General features: G+C 44.7%; 15 protein-coding genes. 1 reads left to right on the forward strand and 14 read right to left on the reverse strand.

The window, feature by feature from the left end:
* Positions 1-107: 107 nt before the first annotated feature.
* The 6 genes from ABEA66_RS15200 to ABEA66_RS15225 all read right to left on the reverse strand — a co-directional run bounded on the left by ABEA66_RS15200 (position 108) and on the right by ABEA66_RS15225 (position 9,137).
* Positions 108-2,315 carry a hypothetical protein gene (locus ABEA66_RS15200; protein WP_345588531.1) on the reverse strand — a complete coding sequence of 736 codons (2,208 nt, stop codon included), beginning with the start codon at positions 2,313-2,315 and terminating at the stop codon, positions 108-110.
* Entirely contained in the window at positions 2,312-3,859 is a 1,548-nt protein-coding gene (locus ABEA66_RS15205) for a carboxylesterase/lipase family protein (RefSeq protein ID WP_345588533.1), read from the reverse strand. The genes ABEA66_RS15200 and ABEA66_RS15205 overlap by 4 nt, the downstream gene beginning before the upstream one ends.
* A 17-nt stretch (positions 3,860-3,876) precedes the next feature.
* Complete coding sequence (locus tag ABEA66_RS15210; protein WP_345588536.1) at positions 3,877-5,493, reverse strand: alpha-L-arabinofuranosidase C-terminal domain-containing protein; 1,617 nt, start codon at positions 5,491-5,493, stop codon at positions 3,877-3,879.
* Between the two features lie 25 nt (positions 5,494-5,518).
* On the reverse strand, positions 5,519-6,421 hold the full coding sequence (locus ABEA66_RS15215; protein ID WP_345588538.1) for a carbohydrate ABC transporter permease: 903 nt from the start codon (positions 6,419-6,421) through the stop codon (positions 5,519-5,521).
* Positions 6,422-6,453: 32 nt separating this feature from the next.
* Positions 6,454-7,434: an ABC transporter permease gene (locus ABEA66_RS15220; protein ID WP_345588540.1), complete on the reverse strand. Its 981-nt coding sequence runs from the start codon at positions 7,432-7,434 to the stop codon at positions 6,454-6,456.
* 104 nt (positions 7,435-7,538) lie between these two features.
* Entirely contained in the window at positions 7,539-9,137 is a 1,599-nt protein-coding gene (locus ABEA66_RS15225) for a type 2 periplasmic-binding domain-containing protein (protein WP_345588542.1), read from the reverse strand.
* A gap of 430 nt (positions 9,138-9,567) precedes the next feature.
* On the opposite strand from ABEA66_RS15225, the gene ABEA66_RS15230 reads away from it, so the two are divergent.
* On the forward strand, positions 9,568-11,190 hold the full coding sequence (locus ABEA66_RS15230) for a sensor histidine kinase (protein WP_345588544.1): 1,623 nt from the start codon (positions 9,568-9,570) through the stop codon (positions 11,188-11,190).
* Here the strand turns inward: ABEA66_RS15230 and ABEA66_RS15235 are convergent.
* The 8 genes from ABEA66_RS15235 to ABEA66_RS15270 form a co-directional block, all read right to left on the reverse strand.
* A complete protein-coding gene (locus ABEA66_RS15235) occupies positions 11,171-12,346 on the reverse strand; it encodes a response regulator transcription factor (RefSeq protein WP_345588547.1) in 1,176 nt (391 codons plus the stop codon). The two genes, ABEA66_RS15230 and ABEA66_RS15235, sit on opposite strands and share 20 nt — an antisense overlap.
* Before the next feature lie 181 nt (positions 12,347-12,527).
* Positions 12,528-13,133, reverse strand: coding sequence for a flavin reductase family protein (locus ABEA66_RS15240; RefSeq protein ID WP_345588549.1), 606 nt, complete (start codon positions 13,131-13,133; stop codon positions 12,528-12,530).
* A 90-nt stretch (positions 13,134-13,223) separates the two neighbouring features.
* Entirely contained in the window at positions 13,224-13,910 is a 687-nt protein-coding gene (locus tag ABEA66_RS15245; RefSeq protein ID WP_345588551.1) for an ArsR/SmtB family transcription factor, read from the reverse strand.
* Between the two features lie 291 nt (positions 13,911-14,201).
* Complete coding sequence (locus ABEA66_RS15250; protein ID WP_079913237.1) at positions 14,202-14,543, reverse strand: MmcQ/YjbR family DNA-binding protein; 342 nt, start codon at positions 14,541-14,543, stop codon at positions 14,202-14,204.
* Between the two features lie 122 nt (positions 14,544-14,665).
* On the reverse strand, positions 14,666-15,877 hold the full coding sequence (locus ABEA66_RS15255; protein WP_345588554.1) for a GNAT family N-acetyltransferase: 1,212 nt from the start codon (positions 15,875-15,877) through the stop codon (positions 14,666-14,668).
* Between the two features lie 364 nt (positions 15,878-16,241).
* Positions 16,242-16,928: a hypothetical protein gene (locus ABEA66_RS15260; RefSeq protein ID WP_345588555.1), complete on the reverse strand. Its 687-nt coding sequence runs from the start codon at positions 16,926-16,928 to the stop codon at positions 16,242-16,244.
* Positions 16,921-17,799: an ATP-binding cassette domain-containing protein gene (locus ABEA66_RS15265; RefSeq protein WP_345588556.1), complete on the reverse strand. Its 879-nt coding sequence runs from the start codon at positions 17,797-17,799 to the stop codon at positions 16,921-16,923. Before ABEA66_RS15265 ends, ABEA66_RS15260 begins: the two co-directional genes overlap by 8 nt.
* Positions 17,800-17,803: 4 nt before the next feature.
* Complete coding sequence (locus ABEA66_RS15270; protein WP_079913234.1) at positions 17,804-18,172, reverse strand: GntR family transcriptional regulator; 369 nt, start codon at positions 18,170-18,172, stop codon at positions 17,804-17,806.
* Positions 18,173-18,178 lie beyond the last annotated feature (6 nt).

Raw genomic sequence — 18,178 nt, forward strand, 5'->3', positions numbered from 1 at the left:
ACAAATAAAAAAAGAGATGGCGATCGCCACCCCATTAAGCTGCATTCGTGCCTATTCATTGAACATTGATTTTTTTAAAAGATTTCTCCTATCATATAGCACGCCCCCTAGCTTCCAATCTGAATTTCAGCAAATGTATCGTAGATACGGTTTCTCTTGGCCCTCTCTTCCGGACTGAGCTTTTGGGCATCTGCAATCTCATAGCCGCCAAAGGTATCATATAGCCGCGATGAGGGGTCGATTTCCACATAGGTGCACCAAGGCAGCCAGTGGTAGTGACTTTGCAGGACTTGGCTGGTAAAATTGCCGCTTTCATGCCCCAGTCCGGGCATGATATAGCCAATGCTGCCGTCTACATCATTGGACTGTCGGGTGTTCTTATCGATGAACTCGGCAAAATCGAGATAATGCTCGTCGCCTGTAATTACATACAGCCTGTAATAGGTATATGAACATGCGGCCATATACACATCGGCCCCCCCGCCGATAGTGATAATGCTCTGCCCGCTGATGGAATACTTGTTGAACGGATGCTTCGGCCAAGGGGTAGTCACAGGGAATGTCCACGCATAGGTCCAGGTTTCGGTATAATCGGCGGCGCCAATCGCGCCTTCCAGCCACTTCTTCTCACCGGTCAAATCATACAAGGCTAGGAAGCCGAACAAAGCGTAGATCCCGGCCTCTTTATCCATGATGTCCATGTTATCGCAGGTTCCGCCACGGTATTCCATGTTCAAGTAGGCATTATCGTAAGACCAATCTCCCGCCTGGATCGCAGCGGCTTTATATCTTTCATCACCCGACACCAGATAGAACTGCACCAAGAAACGAATCACACTGGGCGTGTTGGCCTTGGAGTCCATACGGATGGAGCAGTCGGTATTGTATGCACGGTAAAAACTGCCGTCTGTATTCTGAATGTTCACAATCCAATCGGCGGTCTTTCTGCAGAATTCCAGCCATGCCGGCCGCTCGTCGCCTATCTTGCGCATATAAAGGTGCGCATCCAGAATGGCCTCAATTCCGTCGGCAAGCATCCGGATATAATGAGGATACGGCTCAAACTCCTGGATGCCGGGATGGTAGCACATATGCGGCAAACCGGACTCGGTCATCGCCGTCCGTACCCAAAAGTCAATAATGTTGACGCCTTTTTCGAAGGCTTCGGGCACGTTTTCCTTGTCGCCGTAACGCAGCAGCTGGTAACCGATACCAGGCTGTTGTCCGACAAAGCCGAACTGAAAAGACACACTGGATACATCCATGTCGGGCAGTTGGCAGGAGAAAGGCAACCCGTACGAATCGCCGTACTGCTGCGTATATTGGGTGAGCATCTTCATGCAGTTGTGGAAATGGAGCCCATTATCTACATCGAATAACTTGTCGCGCATCCGGTCGTAGGTCATCCGCCAGATGTCTCTCATCATCAGTTGGAAGCTGCTATAGTGTCCGAAATTTACTGCCACAGCGTAGTTTTGCTCAAAACCGACCTCCACCGGGTGGCTCACGCGCTGGAAGAATTTGAACTCATCTTTGAAGTCAAGTCCCGCATACCTTCTTGCAGCAGGCATCTGACCGTCGCAGCCTGGGTATACATAATCGATAGACAAGCCGTCGACCGTCGTCTCGAAATCCTTGCGTACGGCAAAACCATAATACATATAGTTCATGCTTCTGCTTTCCGGCCTGCTCATGCCAACGGCTCCAATGGTAAATTTGGGATCTACATGATTTGCAGCCTGTGCAATATCCAGAGACCGCATGGTTACGTCTGACGTCCAACGCGATATTGCCGCCATTTCGCCCGATGCGACGTTTTGCATGGCAAACAAAGGCAGGGCACAAGCGGTTTCGAGCCGCCAGAAATACTCGCAATCCAGGTCTTTGCCAAAGGCATTCTCACGCGCAAATTCGTTTTGCTTATACCATACACCGGGGGCGAAGCAGTTATAGTCATGCGGATCATCCGAATCTGTCATGACCAAGGAGAGCTTGGTGGAAAAACCAAGGTCTCCTCCCGCCTTCAGCACCTTTACGTTTCTGCTTACCTTCAATCCGGCTCCAGTTGCCTCATAAGTATCTGTAAAGGAAAATTCAGATCCGGAGGGTACGGTTAATGTACCTTGGGCGGTGATGGTATCGCCGGAAGCAGAAATCTCGCAGTAAGCTTTGTCATAAAACTCGCTAAGGGCAACGGTTGTCTTTACCGTTACAAACATCGGACGTTTATTAAAATATAGAAGCTTTCCGCCCTTTTGTACCTCAACGCCGCCGTCCTGAAAGATAATAGCATAGTCGCCGCATACTAGCTTCATAGGTACATCCCCTTATTGGTTTTATTGATATATTGCTTCACTAGAAATTTCATTACATCGCCGGGTTGTTCTCTAACAAACTCTGGTTTATCTTTAAATACCATCCCGTACGGTGCCTCAGGTGTATAAGGTTCCCATTGCGGCATCTTCTCTCCAGTGGAGTCTTTCCCATTAGGGTCTCCGGAACGGATGAAGTTTGCCCAGTAGTTGCACATCTGACGGGCAAGATCATAATGTTTGCCGACAAATGGCCTCCAGCATTTGGCCAGAGTTTCAAAGAAGAACCAGAGATCCACCGAGTGGAAGGTTCCTGGGTTATCCCATCCGGGTATTTCCGCATCAAAATTGTAATAATAGAGCGGGATATTGGCTCCGGTATCCGCATTGGCCTGTGAGGCAATCCGGATTGCATATTCGAAACCGCTCACGGAAGCATTCTTCACTATTTCATCTATGTTTTCCGACTGTCCCTGGCAAAGTGCAACAAACTCTTCGGCATTCTCGCCAAACATATGGGCAGCCATTTGCCGGAATTCCTCCAGCGTCTTGACATTCGGAACACTGATAAATTCGGACGAAGTGTGCCCCCAAAGAACCGGTACCATTCGGCGCTTGTTTTCTAGGAATAGATCAAACGGGTTGCCCATGCAGAATACTTGATCAACAACGGTGCCCCAGAACCCAAACCCCTTATTATATTCCAGCATTTTGTCACGGAGATATTCTGCATCAAGTCTACGGGCTTCTGTAAGGGAGGAAGCTCCGATAAATTCAAAGAATTTCAGACCCTCTTGCTCAGCCTCCACCAGATTGTGCCGAATTCTCGGCATACGGCCTCCCGGGTAAAGCGGTGCTGAGACACCGCTCTGAACAATAGCTCTCTGAAAAAGACCTTCGTTCTGAGGCGAAGTGAGCTGGCTCATCACGCTTCCGCCGCCGGCAGATTGACCGCCAATCGTAATGTTGTCGGGATTACCGCCAAAAGCCGCGATATTGCGTTTGACCCATTGGGTAGCAAACTGCTGATCAAGGTGTCCGAAGTTTGCGGGAGCTTCCGGGGCTTCCGCCGTTATTTCCGGATGGCATAGAAATCCGAACACGTTCAGACGGTAGTTAATCGTTACCACCACGACGCCTCTGCGTGCAATGCGTTCGCCATCAAACTCCATCTCAGCCGTATGACCGACCTGCAGCCCGCCGCCGAAGTACCATACAAACACCGGCAGCTGCTCATCGGGAGTGTTAGCCGGGGTCCACACATTCAGGTAGAGGCAATCCTCGTCCATGGGGATGTCCGGGTCCACAGCCCATTCCCTGGTATAGATGTTATTTACATCGATCTTTTGTCTTACCTGCATGGAAACCGGCGCGAAATCGTATGCTTTCAACACACCTTCCCAATCTTTAGCAGGCTGTGGGGCACGCCAGCGATTTTCGCCCACGGGGGGCGCGGCAAATGGAATCCCTTTGAAACTTGTTATACGAGGGTCGGCCGCCGGCAGCCCTTGAACGATACCGTTTTCAACCTTCACAACTCTAAGCATACTTAATGCCCCTCTCTTCAATGATTTGTCTCTTTCATAAGGCGAATGACATTCCATGAAAGCTTTTGGGTCAAGGCTGTTACTTTACCGTTTTCCATTTTCGTTTCGAAATTTTTCGTGGGCTTTATCGCTTCCTGATTCTCGAAGCTATTCCCCTTTTCCAGGTCATCGGTGTACATCTCAATATGCTCGGCGAACCTATAACCATCAAAGCCCCGAACGTCCAGGTTAACCTCGATGTCATCCTCAATCCCCCGGTTGATGATAAAGATGTAGACCTCGCCCTTTTCCTCATTTTGTACTGCGGCCGCTTCAATAGCTTGAACATTTTCATAGGCATGGCACTGATTAGAACCTGTAAGGGCAAATTGCTCGGTGTTGAAGGTCGGTCCGTCGACCACGGGCAGGATCGAGATGCCGTCGCGGGCAAGCTTATTCATCTGGTAGTATGGATAATATGCGGCATTCTTCCACACATGTGCGCCGTTAAATGCCAGGGCGTTTCGAATTCCGCCGGTCATGCAGCCTATCTTGATCCGATCCGCATGACGCAGGAAAGTCAGAAGCACGGAAGACATGGCAAGGGCATTCAGCATTTGGTGGGAACCAAACCTTCGCTCGACATAATGCTCCGGGTCATATCTTGTAAAGACATTGTCTCTGGGAGCAAACTGGGCATAACTCTTGGTTACATCCTGCCAGCCTCTGCGTCCGAAGAGAACCTCGCCCTGCTTGCCAAAGCTGCAGCCGTATTCGTCGAAGGAGATGTACATTTTCTTAGGCGTACGCAGCTTGGTTTGCAGATAGTCACAAATGGCTATGGTCGTCTTGATATAGTTCTCAAATACGGAGGAAATGTTAAGATAATTGGCGATGTCGCCCTCCGGCGCGGAGTGGTAATGGTGCAGGGATACGTAGTCTACCGATTCGTAGCACTGCTCAAGCGCCGCCATTTCCCATTCGGGGAAATGCTTGTAATGGTCGGAGGTACCCGCAAAAACGGTTTCCGCCTTGTTGTCAATCCATTTGACCATTTTGGAAATCTCATGGGTCCGAATGCCGAAGCCAACCGGATCCTTTTCCCAGGAACCGATCTGCCAATGGCCGTCCATTTCATTCCCAAGATACCAGGTCTTGATGGGATAAGGCTCGGGGTGCCCGTACTTCTTGCGCAGGTCAGACCAATAGGTGCCGCCGATATGACGGGAATACTCTACCAAGTGTGCGGCGCTTTTGATACCTTCCGTACCGAGATTGAGAGTGTACATCGGTTCCGTATTGACACGTTTGGTCCACTCTATATACTCATCATGGCCGATTATATTCGGCTCAACCTGGAACCACGCCAGATCCAGCTGTGCCTTACGGTTTTCAACCGGTCCGATAGAATCCTTCCAGTCCCAGCCCGAAACCCAGTTACCTCCGGGAAAGCGAAGGGCTGGAAGATCAAATTCCTTGACAGCGTCTATTACATCCGTCCGAAAACCCATGTCATCTGCAGTTGAGTGCTTGGGATTATAGATCCCTCCGTATACCCAACTGCCGATCGGCTCGAGAAACGCACCAAACAGGCGTTTATCTACCCTACCTATCTTATAATCCGGCTGTACGGTCACTTTCGCCTTCTTTACCATTAAAGACCCTCATTTCTTGAATGAATTAGGCTTTGATTGCCCCTACCAGCATGCCTTTGACAAAGTGCTTTTGCAAAAAAGGAAATACACACATGATAGGGATCATCGTTACAATAATTGCGGCCATTTTCATACCTTCCGAAAACTTAACATCGGTTTGCACATTCGAAATATTCATCTGCTGACTGATCTGGGAATCGATAACAATAGACCGTAAAGCAAGCTGCAGGACAACAAGGTTGCCTTTCCTGATAAATATCATTGCATTAAACCATTCGTTCCAACGGTCCACGGCATAAAACAATAAGATTGTTGCAATGATAGGCATGGACAACGGCAATATGATATTAAACAGGATCCGCCATTCACCTGCTCCGTCAAGCTTAGCCGACTCCATTAGCGATATCGGTAACGACATGAAATAGTTCATCATAATGATCAAATAAAACGAATTCACTCCATAGGCCAGCACAACAGACCAAATGGTATTAATTAATTGCAGCTGCTTCATTAATAGGTACATGGGGACAATTCCGCCATGAAACAACAGAGTAACGACAACAAAATAAACGAAAAATCGCTTAAACGGAAAATCGGGGCGGCTTAGCCCATAAGCCATACTGGTCGTCAGAAACATGTTGAGCGGCAATCCGATAACAAGGAGCAGCAATGTAGTACGATAGCCCACCCATATGCGTCCGTCTTCAAACAAGGCCTTGAAATTTTCAAGTGTAATTTCCGTTGGTATTAACAACACCGTTCTTTTCAAATATTCCTGCTGCGTGGATAAAGAGATTGCAGTAACGTTGATAAACGGTAATATGATGGCGATAGCCAACAAGGTGAGAATAACCAACAAAACAATATCCAGCGATTGTATTTGATTATGACGATAAGCTTTCTTCGGTATGGATCTAATGTCCGCCATATTCACTTTCCTTTCCCATATTCGCATCCGATTTATGTCCGAACCGACTTTTTCCTGGACGGAAAAAGTCCTTCCGCACCAAGCCATTTACAAACCCGATCAGCGAATAGCAGCAGAGCAAAGTTGATTACAGACCGGAACAAACTTACTGCACTTGAGAAAGAGAAGTCGGCAGCAGACTGAAATGTAATTCGATAAATATACATATCCAGGATTTCACCGGCTTTAGCAGTTGCAGCATTACTGATATTAAAAATCTGATCAAATCCCGCATTCATCAGATTTCCCACAGATAAAATCAACATAACAACAATGGTACTTTGTATTCCTGGAAGGGTGATATACCACATCGTCTGCAAACGGCTTGCACCGTCGAGCTGAGCCGATTCATACTGTTCCGTATCAATCCCTGCAATAGCTGCCAGATAGATGATCATGACCCACCCCGACGACTTCCAGTTCTCAGTAATATATAACAAAGGCTGAAATATTTGAGTGGAGCCTAGAAAATTGACTGCTTCCCATCCCAACATTTTGATAATACCGTTTACCATACCTTGAGTATTTAAAGTATTAATCATAATGCTGGCAACGATAATCCAGGATAAGAAGTGGGGGAATGTATAAATCGTTTGTATAGCCTTTTTATATTTGTTCACACGCACCTCATTCAACATAAGAGCCAATATAATCGGAATGGGGAACTGAAATAGGATCCGTCCTGCGTTAATCCACAGTGTCTTCCAAATCGATTCAATAAAAGCGGGATCCCTAAAAACATAGATATAATTATCAAGCCCAATCCACGGACTGCCAAAAATTCCAAGATTAGCTTTATATGTTTTAAACGCCAATGTTAACCCATACATGGGAATATAAGCAAAGATGATATACCATATGACTCCCGGTAACAGCAGGAGGTAAACTTCCCTGGACCTTACTACGCGACTCAATAAAGATGAATGATTCGTTTCCAAGGCTGCCTTCTTCTTTTCCGCTACTAGATTCTCCATACAATCCCCCTTCTGCCAGAATGGATCTAAATGAAGTAGCTGGGCAAATCTAATCGGATCCACCGCAGCTACCCGAGGACAATGATTCGAAGTGTATTGGCTGACTATTTAGCCAATTTTGAGTTCAGTTCATCAAGAACCGGCTGGATGATTGACATCTTCGATTCCACCCATTTCTTCCAGTTTGCCTCTATATCCCCTTGCATAGTAACAAGATTAGCGTACTCTGTATTGTAATCGATTTGGGCTCTTCTTTTGCTTGGCGAATCGTAGGTGTATAGATCCCAGTTCACTTTTGTAAAAGTGTTTGGAGTGCCTTTTTTCGATTTTTCAGCATAAAGCTGCTTGGACAAATCCCTTAATCTTTGGTCGGTATTGGGATTGTCGAATGCGAAATCGTCAAACAGTATCGTGCTGCCTAGCAGATAACCATTGGAAGGATACTTTCCGTTTGCTCCGCCAAGCGGCTTGCCTTCTTTCACTTGATCGTAGAGCGATTTTACTTTGCCATTACTGTCATAAGTCCAGTCCACATCCTTTAACCCCATATTGGTAATTGTATTGCCCTCCGGAGTAGCGTTATAATCGAGCACATCCATATAACGCTCAAATTTTTCATTGGATATTTTCGGATTAAAGACAATAGTGCCCCAGAAATTAATCAGGTCTTCCTGGTGATAGTTTCCGTCTTCTCCCAGAATAATAGCCATATGGATGTTTTGATAAGAATCAAGCTTTGTATTAGATTGAAAATCATCAAAATATACCTGAAGAGCTGATGTCGGTGCCTGGAAGTAGGTTGCTCCTGCATTGCCTTTGACATTAAAGTAGGAGCCATGCTCTTCGTTTTTCACAGTGAAGAAGTCCTTGCTCAGGACACCGGATCGGTAGGCTTCAGAGAATACCTTAAGCCCTTTCAAAGTATCCTCAGAAGCCCCGCCCCATTTATACTTGCCGTCTTTGTCCTTGTAGAAGTTATTGTAATAAGTGCTGTTTCGTGCAACAAACAAGTCAACTGCATGATTCGTATTCTCGGCAAGCGGAATTAGTTTGTCGCCTACTTTTCCAGGATCTTTTTCCTTGAGCAGCTTACCATACTGAATAATCTCAGAGGTCGTGTATGCGGATTTGATAGGGAAACCCACAGCTTGAGCCCAATCTTTACGTATAAATAAGGCTGGATGATTCGACAATGGATCTCCTGGCAAGTTATTCATAAACCGTGCTCTTGGAATGAAATAAGTTCCGCCGAAGACCTTTTCCATCTGAGGCCCGAGTGACGTTTTGTCAAACACTTTGGCTACATTAGGCCAACGGGTTTTCCAGTTGTCAGGAAGCTTTTTGATAAGTCCCTGATCGACGAAAGCGGCGGCATCCGCATGAATATAGTTATATACGGCAATATCCGGCATGTCGCCAGAGTTGATCCATATGCGGAGTCTTTCGTTCCAGTTATCCCAGTTCAGGGCCGTCATATCCAACTCGTAATTGAACTTATCGGAATAATACTTGGCAAGGGCATCGCCATTGGTGTAATTAAACCCTTCGATTCCTTGTACGGACGCCATTGTTAGTTTGACACGCTTGGAACTGTCGCTGCTCTTTGGATCAGGCTGATTGCCTGAGTCACTGCTGCATGCTGCAATAGTAAGGATCATGGATACGGCCGTTCCAAAACATACTAATTTCCTTAACATGGTCATGCTTCATCCTCCCTTATATTAAGTCCCTTGTTCAAACCCGCAATCGAATCGGCAACACGTTTTCCTTGGACTTTGCTTCAAAAGTAATCGCTTTCATAGATAAATTTTAGCAAGTGCAAGGAAACCGCGATATGCATTGGATTAGGTTGAAATAGGATTATATTCGGAATATTGCGAATATTCTCTGATCTTCTATATAATAAAGGCATATTATTCTGGCTTTCATTAATTTATTTGAAGGAGTTTATCTATGATGAGGTTTGGTAAGTTCAAGTCAATTCGGGGCCGGATTATAGGAAGCACACTTCTATTTCTAATCTCCATGGGAGTTTTAATCATCATATACAATATGGGGTTCGAATCCATCATTGAGCGCCGGGCTTATCAGACCTTTGAACTCCTGTCCGATGAGATGGACCGGAGACTTGTTATGGCTATCAATGAAATCGACAGAGCCGCCAAGCGGGTGTCTTACTCTACGGCTGTTCAGCAGTTCCTGTTAACGGATGAACCATCCGAATTTTTTAAATTGAAGACTTCAGCTACCGAGGTTCTATATGACTCCACTTACGGTAGCAAAAATATAAAAAGCATTGTCCTTACATCCCGAAATAGGAATAACTTTTATATTAGCGATATTTTCCGTGAGATTCGAGAAAAGGCGATGGCGGAAAACGGACTGGCTCAAGATATAACACTCCGCAATCCGATCGTTAGCAACGTATTCTTCGATAATAACGGCGGCAATAACGGACCCTTCTTTCTGTACATTCTTCCTGTCCGTTCCATATTAGAAGGATATAGCGAGAAAAAAAATATAGCATTATGTACAGTCGTAGTCGATTTGAAATCATTTACAGGAGAACTTAGCACCGGAATATCCAGCGATGGTCTAACTGCACTCATATTTGAAGATAAAATCATAAATTCTAGCAGGGAAATGAATGAAGTAGAGAAGTCTATATTGCTAAACGCTAAAGAGGGCCGGGGCAAGGCGGACGTCAATGGAGAAAAATTTCTCACCAGCTCCGTATCGGTACCCGAATTCGGATGGCGTTTTGTTTCACTGGCCACGAGACATTCCCTGATTGGCGATCTGATTCCTATAAGAAGTATCGGTATCTTTATTATTCTTGTTGCCGGACTTCTGCTTTTTTTCCAGATGCAGCTTGTGCTCCGTTCCGTGACCAATCCTATAGATCAGATTATCAATGATATGAGAAATCTTACTTTGCGGAAAGATGTAACCAGGGTACGTGTACCGAAAACGGTCGAACTTGCCAGACTTGCCGAGGATATCAATGAAATGCTGGAGCGAATTGATATTTCCCAAAAAGAGATTAGGAAATCCCAGCAGAATTTGTACCAATCCATGATTGCCCAGCAAAAGGCCGAATTGCTCTCATACAGAAGCCAAATAAATCCACACTTTCTTTTTAATACCTTGGAGTGTGTACGAAGCATGGCCCAAGTCTATGGTGTCAGAAGTATTGAAGATATCTGCATATCCATGGCCAGCATGTTCCGTTATTCGGTAAGCACTGGAACTATCGTGACCCTGCAAGACGAAATAAAACACACCTGCGATTATGTGAAGGTAATGAGCCAGCGTTTTCCGGGGAAATACACAATAAAGCTGGATATTCAGGATGAGGCAATGAACCATCCTATGCATGCCATGTTTCTCCAGCCTATCGTTGAAAACTCCATTAAACATGGATTTGCTGAAAAAAAACCACCCTGCATCATAAGAATATCAGGCCGGCTTCAAGAAGATGGATCCCTTTTATTGAACATTGCCGATAATGGTGCCGGCATCTCCGGTGATGAGCTCCGAAAAATAAATAACTTTACCCAGCCAATAAACGATAATACCTCACACGGAGAAACGAGTATAGGTCTTTATAATATCCAGCAGCGTCTAAAGAACAGCTATGGTGACCAATATCGCTTTGAGGTCCGCTCTGTTAAGGGTCACTACGCCAAAGTCATCATCCGCGTGCCTAAAGCGCTCACATTACTAAGCCCGAATTTTACTCTTCCAACGCACTGAAGTTTTTATTGATGATGGCAGCATGCTGAATTTTTCGGTACTTACTGGGAGTAAATCCGAAAAACCGTTTGAATATCCTTCCAAAATATCCATAGTCTGAATAACCTACCTTGTCCGCCACTTGTTGTACAGGTGCTTCGTTTTCCACAAGAAGGTGTGCCGCTCTCTTCATTCTGATCGCAGTCAAAAAGCCTGTAAGTGTAACCCCTGTTTGCTTCTTGAAAAGCTCGCATAAGTATGTTTCGGATAAATAGAATCGTTCAGAGATCTCACTAAGTGAAAGCTCATTTTGATAATTTCTGCTAAGGTATACCTGGATCGCCGATACTATAGCGTTTGCAGAATAATCAATTTCCAGTTGAGCAGCACAGACAGCTTCAGATAACATATTATCGAAATCTTCAAAACCTGGACGCTGCACACTTATTCCTAAGCTTACCCCGCACGCGGCAGCAGATATCCTCCATTGATTGAAAAGGGGCTCCAGACTCTGCTTTGATGAAAGCAGGTAAAGGCGTGTTCCATCACTAAGCAAAAATTGTTCAACATAGATGTCCTTCTTATGGGGCAGGCTGTAATCTTTGGAATCGGCAACTGCAACGTAACAATGATTATGGATTGCAGCAGCTACAAGCACCTCTCTTTGTTTATTACTCATGAGTTTGCCTGTTTGAAAAACCTCCATCAGGACTGGGTGTTTGCCGGAATTAAGTTTTTTTCTTAGCCTATCCGCCACTGTCCCTACTTCATCCCGGTCAAGAGGTTTAAGAATATAGTGAAATACATCATATTGCAAAGCCCCGCGGGCTACCTCGAAATCGCTATAAGCGCTTACGATCACAAACTCAGAATGAATTCCTTTTTCTCTGGATTCCTTGACCAGATCAAGTCCGGTCATTCCCGGCATTCGTATATCGGTAAATACTATATCTGGCTGAATTCGTGTAAGGCTATCCAATGCCTGCCGCGGATCTAAAAAGGTTTCGATGACTTCAAATCCCTCCTTATTCCAATCGATAATATTTTTGATTCCTGTCAAAGCCCAGGGTTCGTCGTCTACAAAGATAACTCTAAGCAATGCAAACCCTCCCTTATTTCGAAATGCGACGGTTATGAAAAAAACTCTTACCTTTGGCAGATATTGTGTTTTATCCATAACACATCACCCAAAGATAAGAGCCTCATTAAGGAAAATCATACCATAAATACGGATGTAAAATCAAAATTGACTTTACTGTAGCCGAGGTGAAAAGAAGGATATTGAGCCTGTGGACATCCCCTGCTCTATCCATTGCTGAATGATCGAATGGTTGTCAAAAACGAGATAACCATGTTCATCATGTTTCTGACTTAAAGGTCTTGCCCAACTCCTGATCTAGGCCAAAGTAGTGGCGAAAGTTGTAAATGAGCGGGTTCCATGCAGTTGGATTAATATGCTGCTCATTTAGCATAATCGCTTCGTGAGCATGGACTTTTTGTGCCTCTACCTCGATGATGGTAAATCCGTCTGTATTGTAGAGGTTAACGACTTTGGCCTCAATTTGCAAAGGACACTCCTCCACGCGTTGTGGTCGCACTACATCTGAAGCAAGCGGTGTGAAACTACCGGCTGAAAATTTGTCGTGCTCAAACCGGTACAGTTCCTGCTTGTAGTCTGGTACCGGGTTTGCGCCGGTTAATCTGGCTAGCCTCTCAACTTGTTCCCAGTGGGAAGCATCTGGCAGGTTGACAACGCATTCCCCGCAGCGGAGCAAATTGGCCGCCCCTTTCCCACCTTCACCAAGCCCAAGAACGATGCGGTTCCTCAGTGCCCAGGCTGATGACATGGGTGTGAGATTTGTCGTCCCGTCCTCATTCAAAGTTGAAAGCAATACGACTGGAGTACCAAAATACAATATTTTTGGTTGAATGGCCCGAATTGCTGTTTTTATTTGTTTATTCATTTTACTCACCTCAACGAGCATTATAGCCGGAAAACCATTCGACATTCATCGAATGATGAATGTTATGTGTTAGTTGAAGTGATTTGCTTGTCATAGTTTCGGGCAAAATTCGTCAGCCAAGCCATTTAAACCCGCGTCCGTTACGTGGATTGCACGTCCGCCGGGAATACGGGCAATCCATCCGAGTTCAAACAATCTGTTGGTCATTGCAGCGCCAAGACTACCGGCAATGTGGTGCCTTCTTTCACTCCAATCTAAACATTGCCTGGCAAAATGGCGACGCTCTTTTTTTACATTATCTACATCGATGCCGAAGTTCCTGAATCGCTCATAACCCCGTTCGCTAACGACAAAGTCTCGACCTGATCGGTCAATCATTCCTAAAGCAAGCAATTGATCCGTCAGCCTAACACCCACTTCTCCCGCGATGTGGTCGTAACAAGTACGGGCATACCGCAGCACTTTTAAGCGATCGTATTCCTTGAGTGACTGGCTCGGCTTTTGCGTTGCGATAGCATTGAGAGCTTCAAGTGCATAGGCAACTTCGGGTCCGGCCAACCGATAATAGCGGTGTCGGCCGCATGTTTCCATGGAGAGCAGTCCACCCTCGACCAATTTAGCCAGATGCGAGCTTGCCGTTTGTGGCGTAATACGCGCGATACGCGCCAACTCGCTTGCCGGAAGAGCTTTACCTCCTAACATTTCTGAAAGCATCGTGACCCGCGAAGCGTCACCGATGAGCGCTGCCACTTCGACGATATTCGGTTTTGCCACCATCGTTTCCCCTCCTGTTCGATTAACATGTTGTGTGAATATCGTACCACAATTACAATTCGATGGCGGACGAAGTTTCAAGTAAAGTATTCCAGCATTGCGGCTCGGTGTTCGGAAGCAAAAGTTCCTTCTTTACCCAGCGGCAACGATCAGTCGGGTCTCTAAAGTTCCCCCGGTTAAAAACAAAATGCCGCTTAAGGCAAGCGGCTTAAAATAGATTGGTTTATTAGATTAGTACCTGACACCTTGTCAAGCTACCTAGCCTCCTATCGAAGCCCTTAAGGTTTATCCGCACTATTCTTTGGTTTTACGTTTAGGCCTTGTGAGTTCAAAACTATGCCTTACCATGTCATGAAGATCATCTTCCGGAAGTCCTTCATCCAGAATCACTGTATTCCAGTGCTCTTTATTCATATGGTACCCTGGCTTGACTTCCTTAAATGCTTGTCGAAGAAAATCGGATCGTTCAGGATCACATTTAAGGTTAACGCAAAGATGTTCATCTCGGTTGAAAATCAAGGCGAATAACTTCTTGTTTTCTTTATGGCGTATAGCCGTCCATCCTTCTCCGAAGGGGTGATCTTCATAAGACCCTGGATAGGATAAACAGTATTCTACGATCTCCTCTATTTTCATTCTAGACTACTCCTGCCTGCGATGTCTTTCATTGATCTTGTTTCTTGCACACCATGCTGAAATCTCATCCAATCGTTGTTTCATTTTCGCCTCAGGGACAATTCCAATTGGCAAGTTGTTTTTTAGAAATAATCCGAGAAATATGGTGTTTGTTGTTCAATCGCATCTTCAAGCATATCTAACGTCTCAGAGGTGCATGTGATCCGTCCGATTTTACTCAAATAATCCGGACGTTTGTATCCAAGCAGCATAGTTGTCAAAGTTTGAATATCAATTCTGGAGCTGCTGTGCTCTAGTGTACGATTGATTTCTCCTTTTCCTGAGGGGGAGATCCGTAGTGCGAAAGTTCCTTGGTTCCATGTCAGAAGGGGGTCTTCCAGCTTAAAGATCCATTCTCTTTTCTCGGTATCCGGCTTAAACGGATATTGTTCAATAAACTGCACAACATCAACAATACGTGCCATGTAATAGGGTGAGATGGTTTCTTTTATATCTGCATCTTCAAGTAAGAACGCTAAAGGTTCATCTGTGTGTGTGTGACCAATGACTTTTGTTATCATCGAAAAATGAGCACTAATAAAGTTCCAAAGTCCGATGCGGGCTTCTTCATGAAGAAAGATCATATCTTTGATATGAAATACTTCATCTTCAATCCAATAAAGAATATAGCCATCAGGTTCGTGCTTTTCGTTGTAGTAAATCGCAGCCATTAAGTCGTCTGAATCCCAAAGCCAATATTCATTCCATGCTAATTCATTCCGCAGCATCGCCCCATGAGTTCGTAATGCAAATCGTTTGTAGGCTTGTTTAACCTCATCACTGTCAGCGGTAGCTCTTTCAACATCCCCGGAAACTTGTTTCATTTTAGGTAATTGATAATCGTGAACTTCAAAAGTAATCTTGTCGCTTATAATTTCCCACCCTTTTCTACGATAATATGGAATGGAATAGGGGTACAAGTAAGAAATGGATTGTTTTCTTTCTTTCATCTTTTCTAGTGCTTGATAAATTAGCTTATTCATGAGACCTTGACCGGAATATTCAGGAAAAGTCCCGACGCTTGTCAACCCGCCCATTTCATATGTTTTGTTGAATATCCTAACCTGAAAGGGGTAAACAGCCAATTGAGAAACCAACTTTTCTTTGTCAAACCATCCCCAGACATCGGCTTGCTGTAGTATAGGTGAATAGGCTTGAATCATCTCTTCCTCTTCCCAACCAATTTGGTATAGATCTTTACGAGTCACTTGAAAAACATATTTAAGTAATTGACTATACTGTTCCAAATGCTCAATTCCCAATTTCTTCATTTTCAGTTCTTTCTTTCGACTCATACAAAATCCCGCTTTCTTAATATTTATTGCAAGGGAAGGTACGACAATGTATACCCTATCCTCGAGGATAATTATAAAGATGGCGAACAAATGCCTGATGTTTCCTAATGCTTGTATAATTCCATTATAACCCATTACATACCGAATGATAATAAAACTGCCCTTAATTAATAATGGACAATAGCCACCCTTTAAAGCAAGATAAAGCCCAGTATAAAGAAAGCCCGTTCCATAAAGGAACGAGCCTGCTACATTTATGTTCAAGCACGACGACAAATTATGTTCAACTCGACGACAAAATTTATTACAACTCACAGTCACGATAACGCTTGAAAGGACTGCAACTAGGGGAGCAGTTACCATTTTAAATCGTCCGTCTTCTGGTTAATAGCCATCCGGCCAATAAGAAAAGAATACTAAGACCTATAGCAAGCATGAATCCTTGCAATAGTGATTGATTGAATAGCAGCGCTTTGAAGAAATCTGCTACATAGCCTCGTAAAAAAGCGATTGATGTGCCGACCGATATCGCTGCAATCAGGATGGCCCACAGAAGCCAGCCGATATAATGCCACATTCCCGAGAATAACAGATTCACTATGGATAGGAGCAGCATGTAAATCCCGAATTGGTAAATGGCCATTCCAATAATCCCGAATTGATCCCAATGAAAAACCTCTAGGATATTAATGTAATTGTTCGCACGGATATAGGTTAGACTTATTTCAAGCTGAAGCCACAGTGAATTGAATAGCGCGTTAACCGCTGCCCAAAAGGAATAAATAGCAAGCAGGCCAATGAAATATTCTGTACGTGTAGCCCCGATGTTTATGATCCGTTTAAAATAGATGAGCGGAAGCACGGTGGCCGCAAGAATAAGGTATAACGTAAACACATTACCGACGGAAACATGGTGGTTTCTGTCGCTTCCCATAGTCAGGTCCAGTATGACACTAGTGACAATTCCTATTCCCATTAGCCCGAGGACAATAAGTAAATAAATTCGAAGTTGCAAGTAGGACGCCTTCATTTGAACTTTTACCTTATTCAAAACCTTTGCCCCCTTCGACCAGATAAGCAAAAAGTTTCTGTAACGGTATACCGTCCATTGTAATTCCTAGCTTGTCTGCCTCTATTTTGTCCGATTCACTAAGAGTATCGTAGATAGCCATGAGCATACCATGACCATAAGATTCTTGATAAATGACTCGTTTACCCCGGGTGAACGCTCTGAGTGCCTCACTATTCCCTCTTAGTAAAAGAGAACGGTTTTGAAGATGATCTACACTATCTTTTAACAAAATACTCCCCGCTTCAAGTATAAATACTTGTTCGACAACCTTGGCGATCTCATCAATCAGATGCGTGGATATAACAATCGTACGGGGGTGGTTAGCGTAATCTTCCATAAGTGCACTGTAAAATTTTTCACGCATGAGCGCATCAAGGCCTAGTACGGGCTCGTCGTAAATCGTCAGCGATGCTCGGCTCGCTAAACCTATGATGTTGCCAACGACCGACTCCATTCCTCTGGAAAGCTTCCGAATTTTCATTGATGGATCCAGCCGAAACAGTTTGAGCATATCATTGGCAAACGCCCCATCCCAGTTTGGATGAAATGCCGAAGCCATATCCAATATCTCAATGACCTTGGCGTCGCTGAAAAACAGATTTTTCTCCCGAACATAGCAAGCTTCTTTAGGCGTATCCCCCCGGTTTAGCAGTAATCCGGCAACCTGAATTTCCCCGCTATCAGGAAAAAAGCTTCCGGTTATCATATTGAGCAGTGTCGTCTTGCCAGCGCCGTTGCGCCCGAGCAGCCCATATATTGTGTTTTCTTCCAGCTGCAGTTCTAGGTTGCTTATCACTTTGGTATTCCCGTAGCTTTTGCATATATTCGTGCATTTCAGAATAGTGCTCACTCGCTCACCCCCGTTTCATTTGTTTTATCATTTCTATCACATCATCGTTCGTCAGTCCCAGCTTTTCAGCCTCATCAAGCAGCTTCAGCACTAGCTCATTAAAAAAACGATCTCGTCTCTTTCTCATAATAATCTTTTTGGCGTCCGGGGAAACAAACATACCTAGTCCCCTTTTTTTGTATAAAATGCCTTCACTAACTAATAGAGCAATCCCTTTCACTGCGGTTGCGGGATTAATCTGAAACGTTCGTGTGAACTGCGCTATAGAGATAATTTGATCATCTTCGCGGTAGGTACCGTTTAGAATATCATCTTCAATCATTATGGCAACTTGCTGAAATATCGGTTGCCTATCCTCAAAGTTAATAGTCATTTTATC

The organism is Paenibacillus vulneris, from assembly GCF_039543185.1.
Taxonomy (GTDB): Bacteria; Bacillota; Bacilli; order Paenibacillales; family NBRC-103111; genus Paenibacillus_S; species Paenibacillus_S vulneris.

Bases quoted from the DNA above. Each gene is read 5' to 3' on its own strand.
- ABEA66_RS15220 (WP_345588540.1), bottom strand. From the start codon at position 7,434: ATGGAGAATCTAGTAGCGGAAAAGAAGAAGGCAGCCTTGGAAACGAAT.
- ABEA66_RS15235 (WP_345588547.1), bottom strand. From the start codon at position 12,346: ATGGATAAAACACAATATCTGCCAAAGGTAAGAGTTTTTTTCATAACC.
- ABEA66_RS15270 (WP_079913234.1), bottom strand. From the start codon at position 18,172: ATGACTATTAACTTTGAGGATAGGCAACCGATATTTCAGCAAGTTGCC.
- ABEA66_RS15215 (WP_345588538.1), bottom strand. From the start codon at position 6,421: ATGGCGGACATTAGATCCATACCGAAGAAAGCTTATCGTCATAATCAA.
- ABEA66_RS15255 (WP_345588554.1), bottom strand. From the start codon at position 15,877: ATGAGTCGAAAGAAAGAACTGAAAATGAAGAAATTGGGAATTGAGCAT.
- ABEA66_RS15210 (WP_345588536.1), bottom strand. From the start codon at position 5,493: ATGGTAAAGAAGGCGAAAGTGACCGTACAGCCGGATTATAAGATAGGT.
- ABEA66_RS15205 (WP_345588533.1), bottom strand. From the start codon at position 3,859: ATGCTTAGAGTTGTGAAGGTTGAAAACGGTATCGTTCAAGGGCTGCCG.
- ABEA66_RS15245 (WP_345588551.1), bottom strand. From the start codon at position 13,910: ATGGTGGCAAAACCGAATATCGTCGAAGTGGCAGCGCTCATCGGTGAC.
- ABEA66_RS15230 (WP_345588544.1), top strand. From the start codon at position 9,568: ATGGCTATCAATGAAATCGACAGAGCCGCCAAGCGGGTGTCTTACTCT.
- ABEA66_RS15250 (WP_079913237.1), bottom strand. From the start codon at position 14,543: ATGAAAATAGAGGAGATCGTAGAATACTGTTTATCCTATCCAGGGTCT.
- ABEA66_RS15240 (WP_345588549.1), bottom strand. From the start codon at position 13,133: ATGAATAAACAAATAAAAACAGCAATTCGGGCCATTCAACCAAAAATA.
- ABEA66_RS15200 (WP_345588531.1), bottom strand. From the start codon at position 2,315: ATGAAGCTAGTATGCGGCGACTATGCTATTATCTTTCAGGACGGCGGC.
- ABEA66_RS15225 (WP_345588542.1), bottom strand. From the start codon at position 9,137: ATGACCATGTTAAGGAAATTAGTATGTTTTGGAACGGCCGTATCCATG.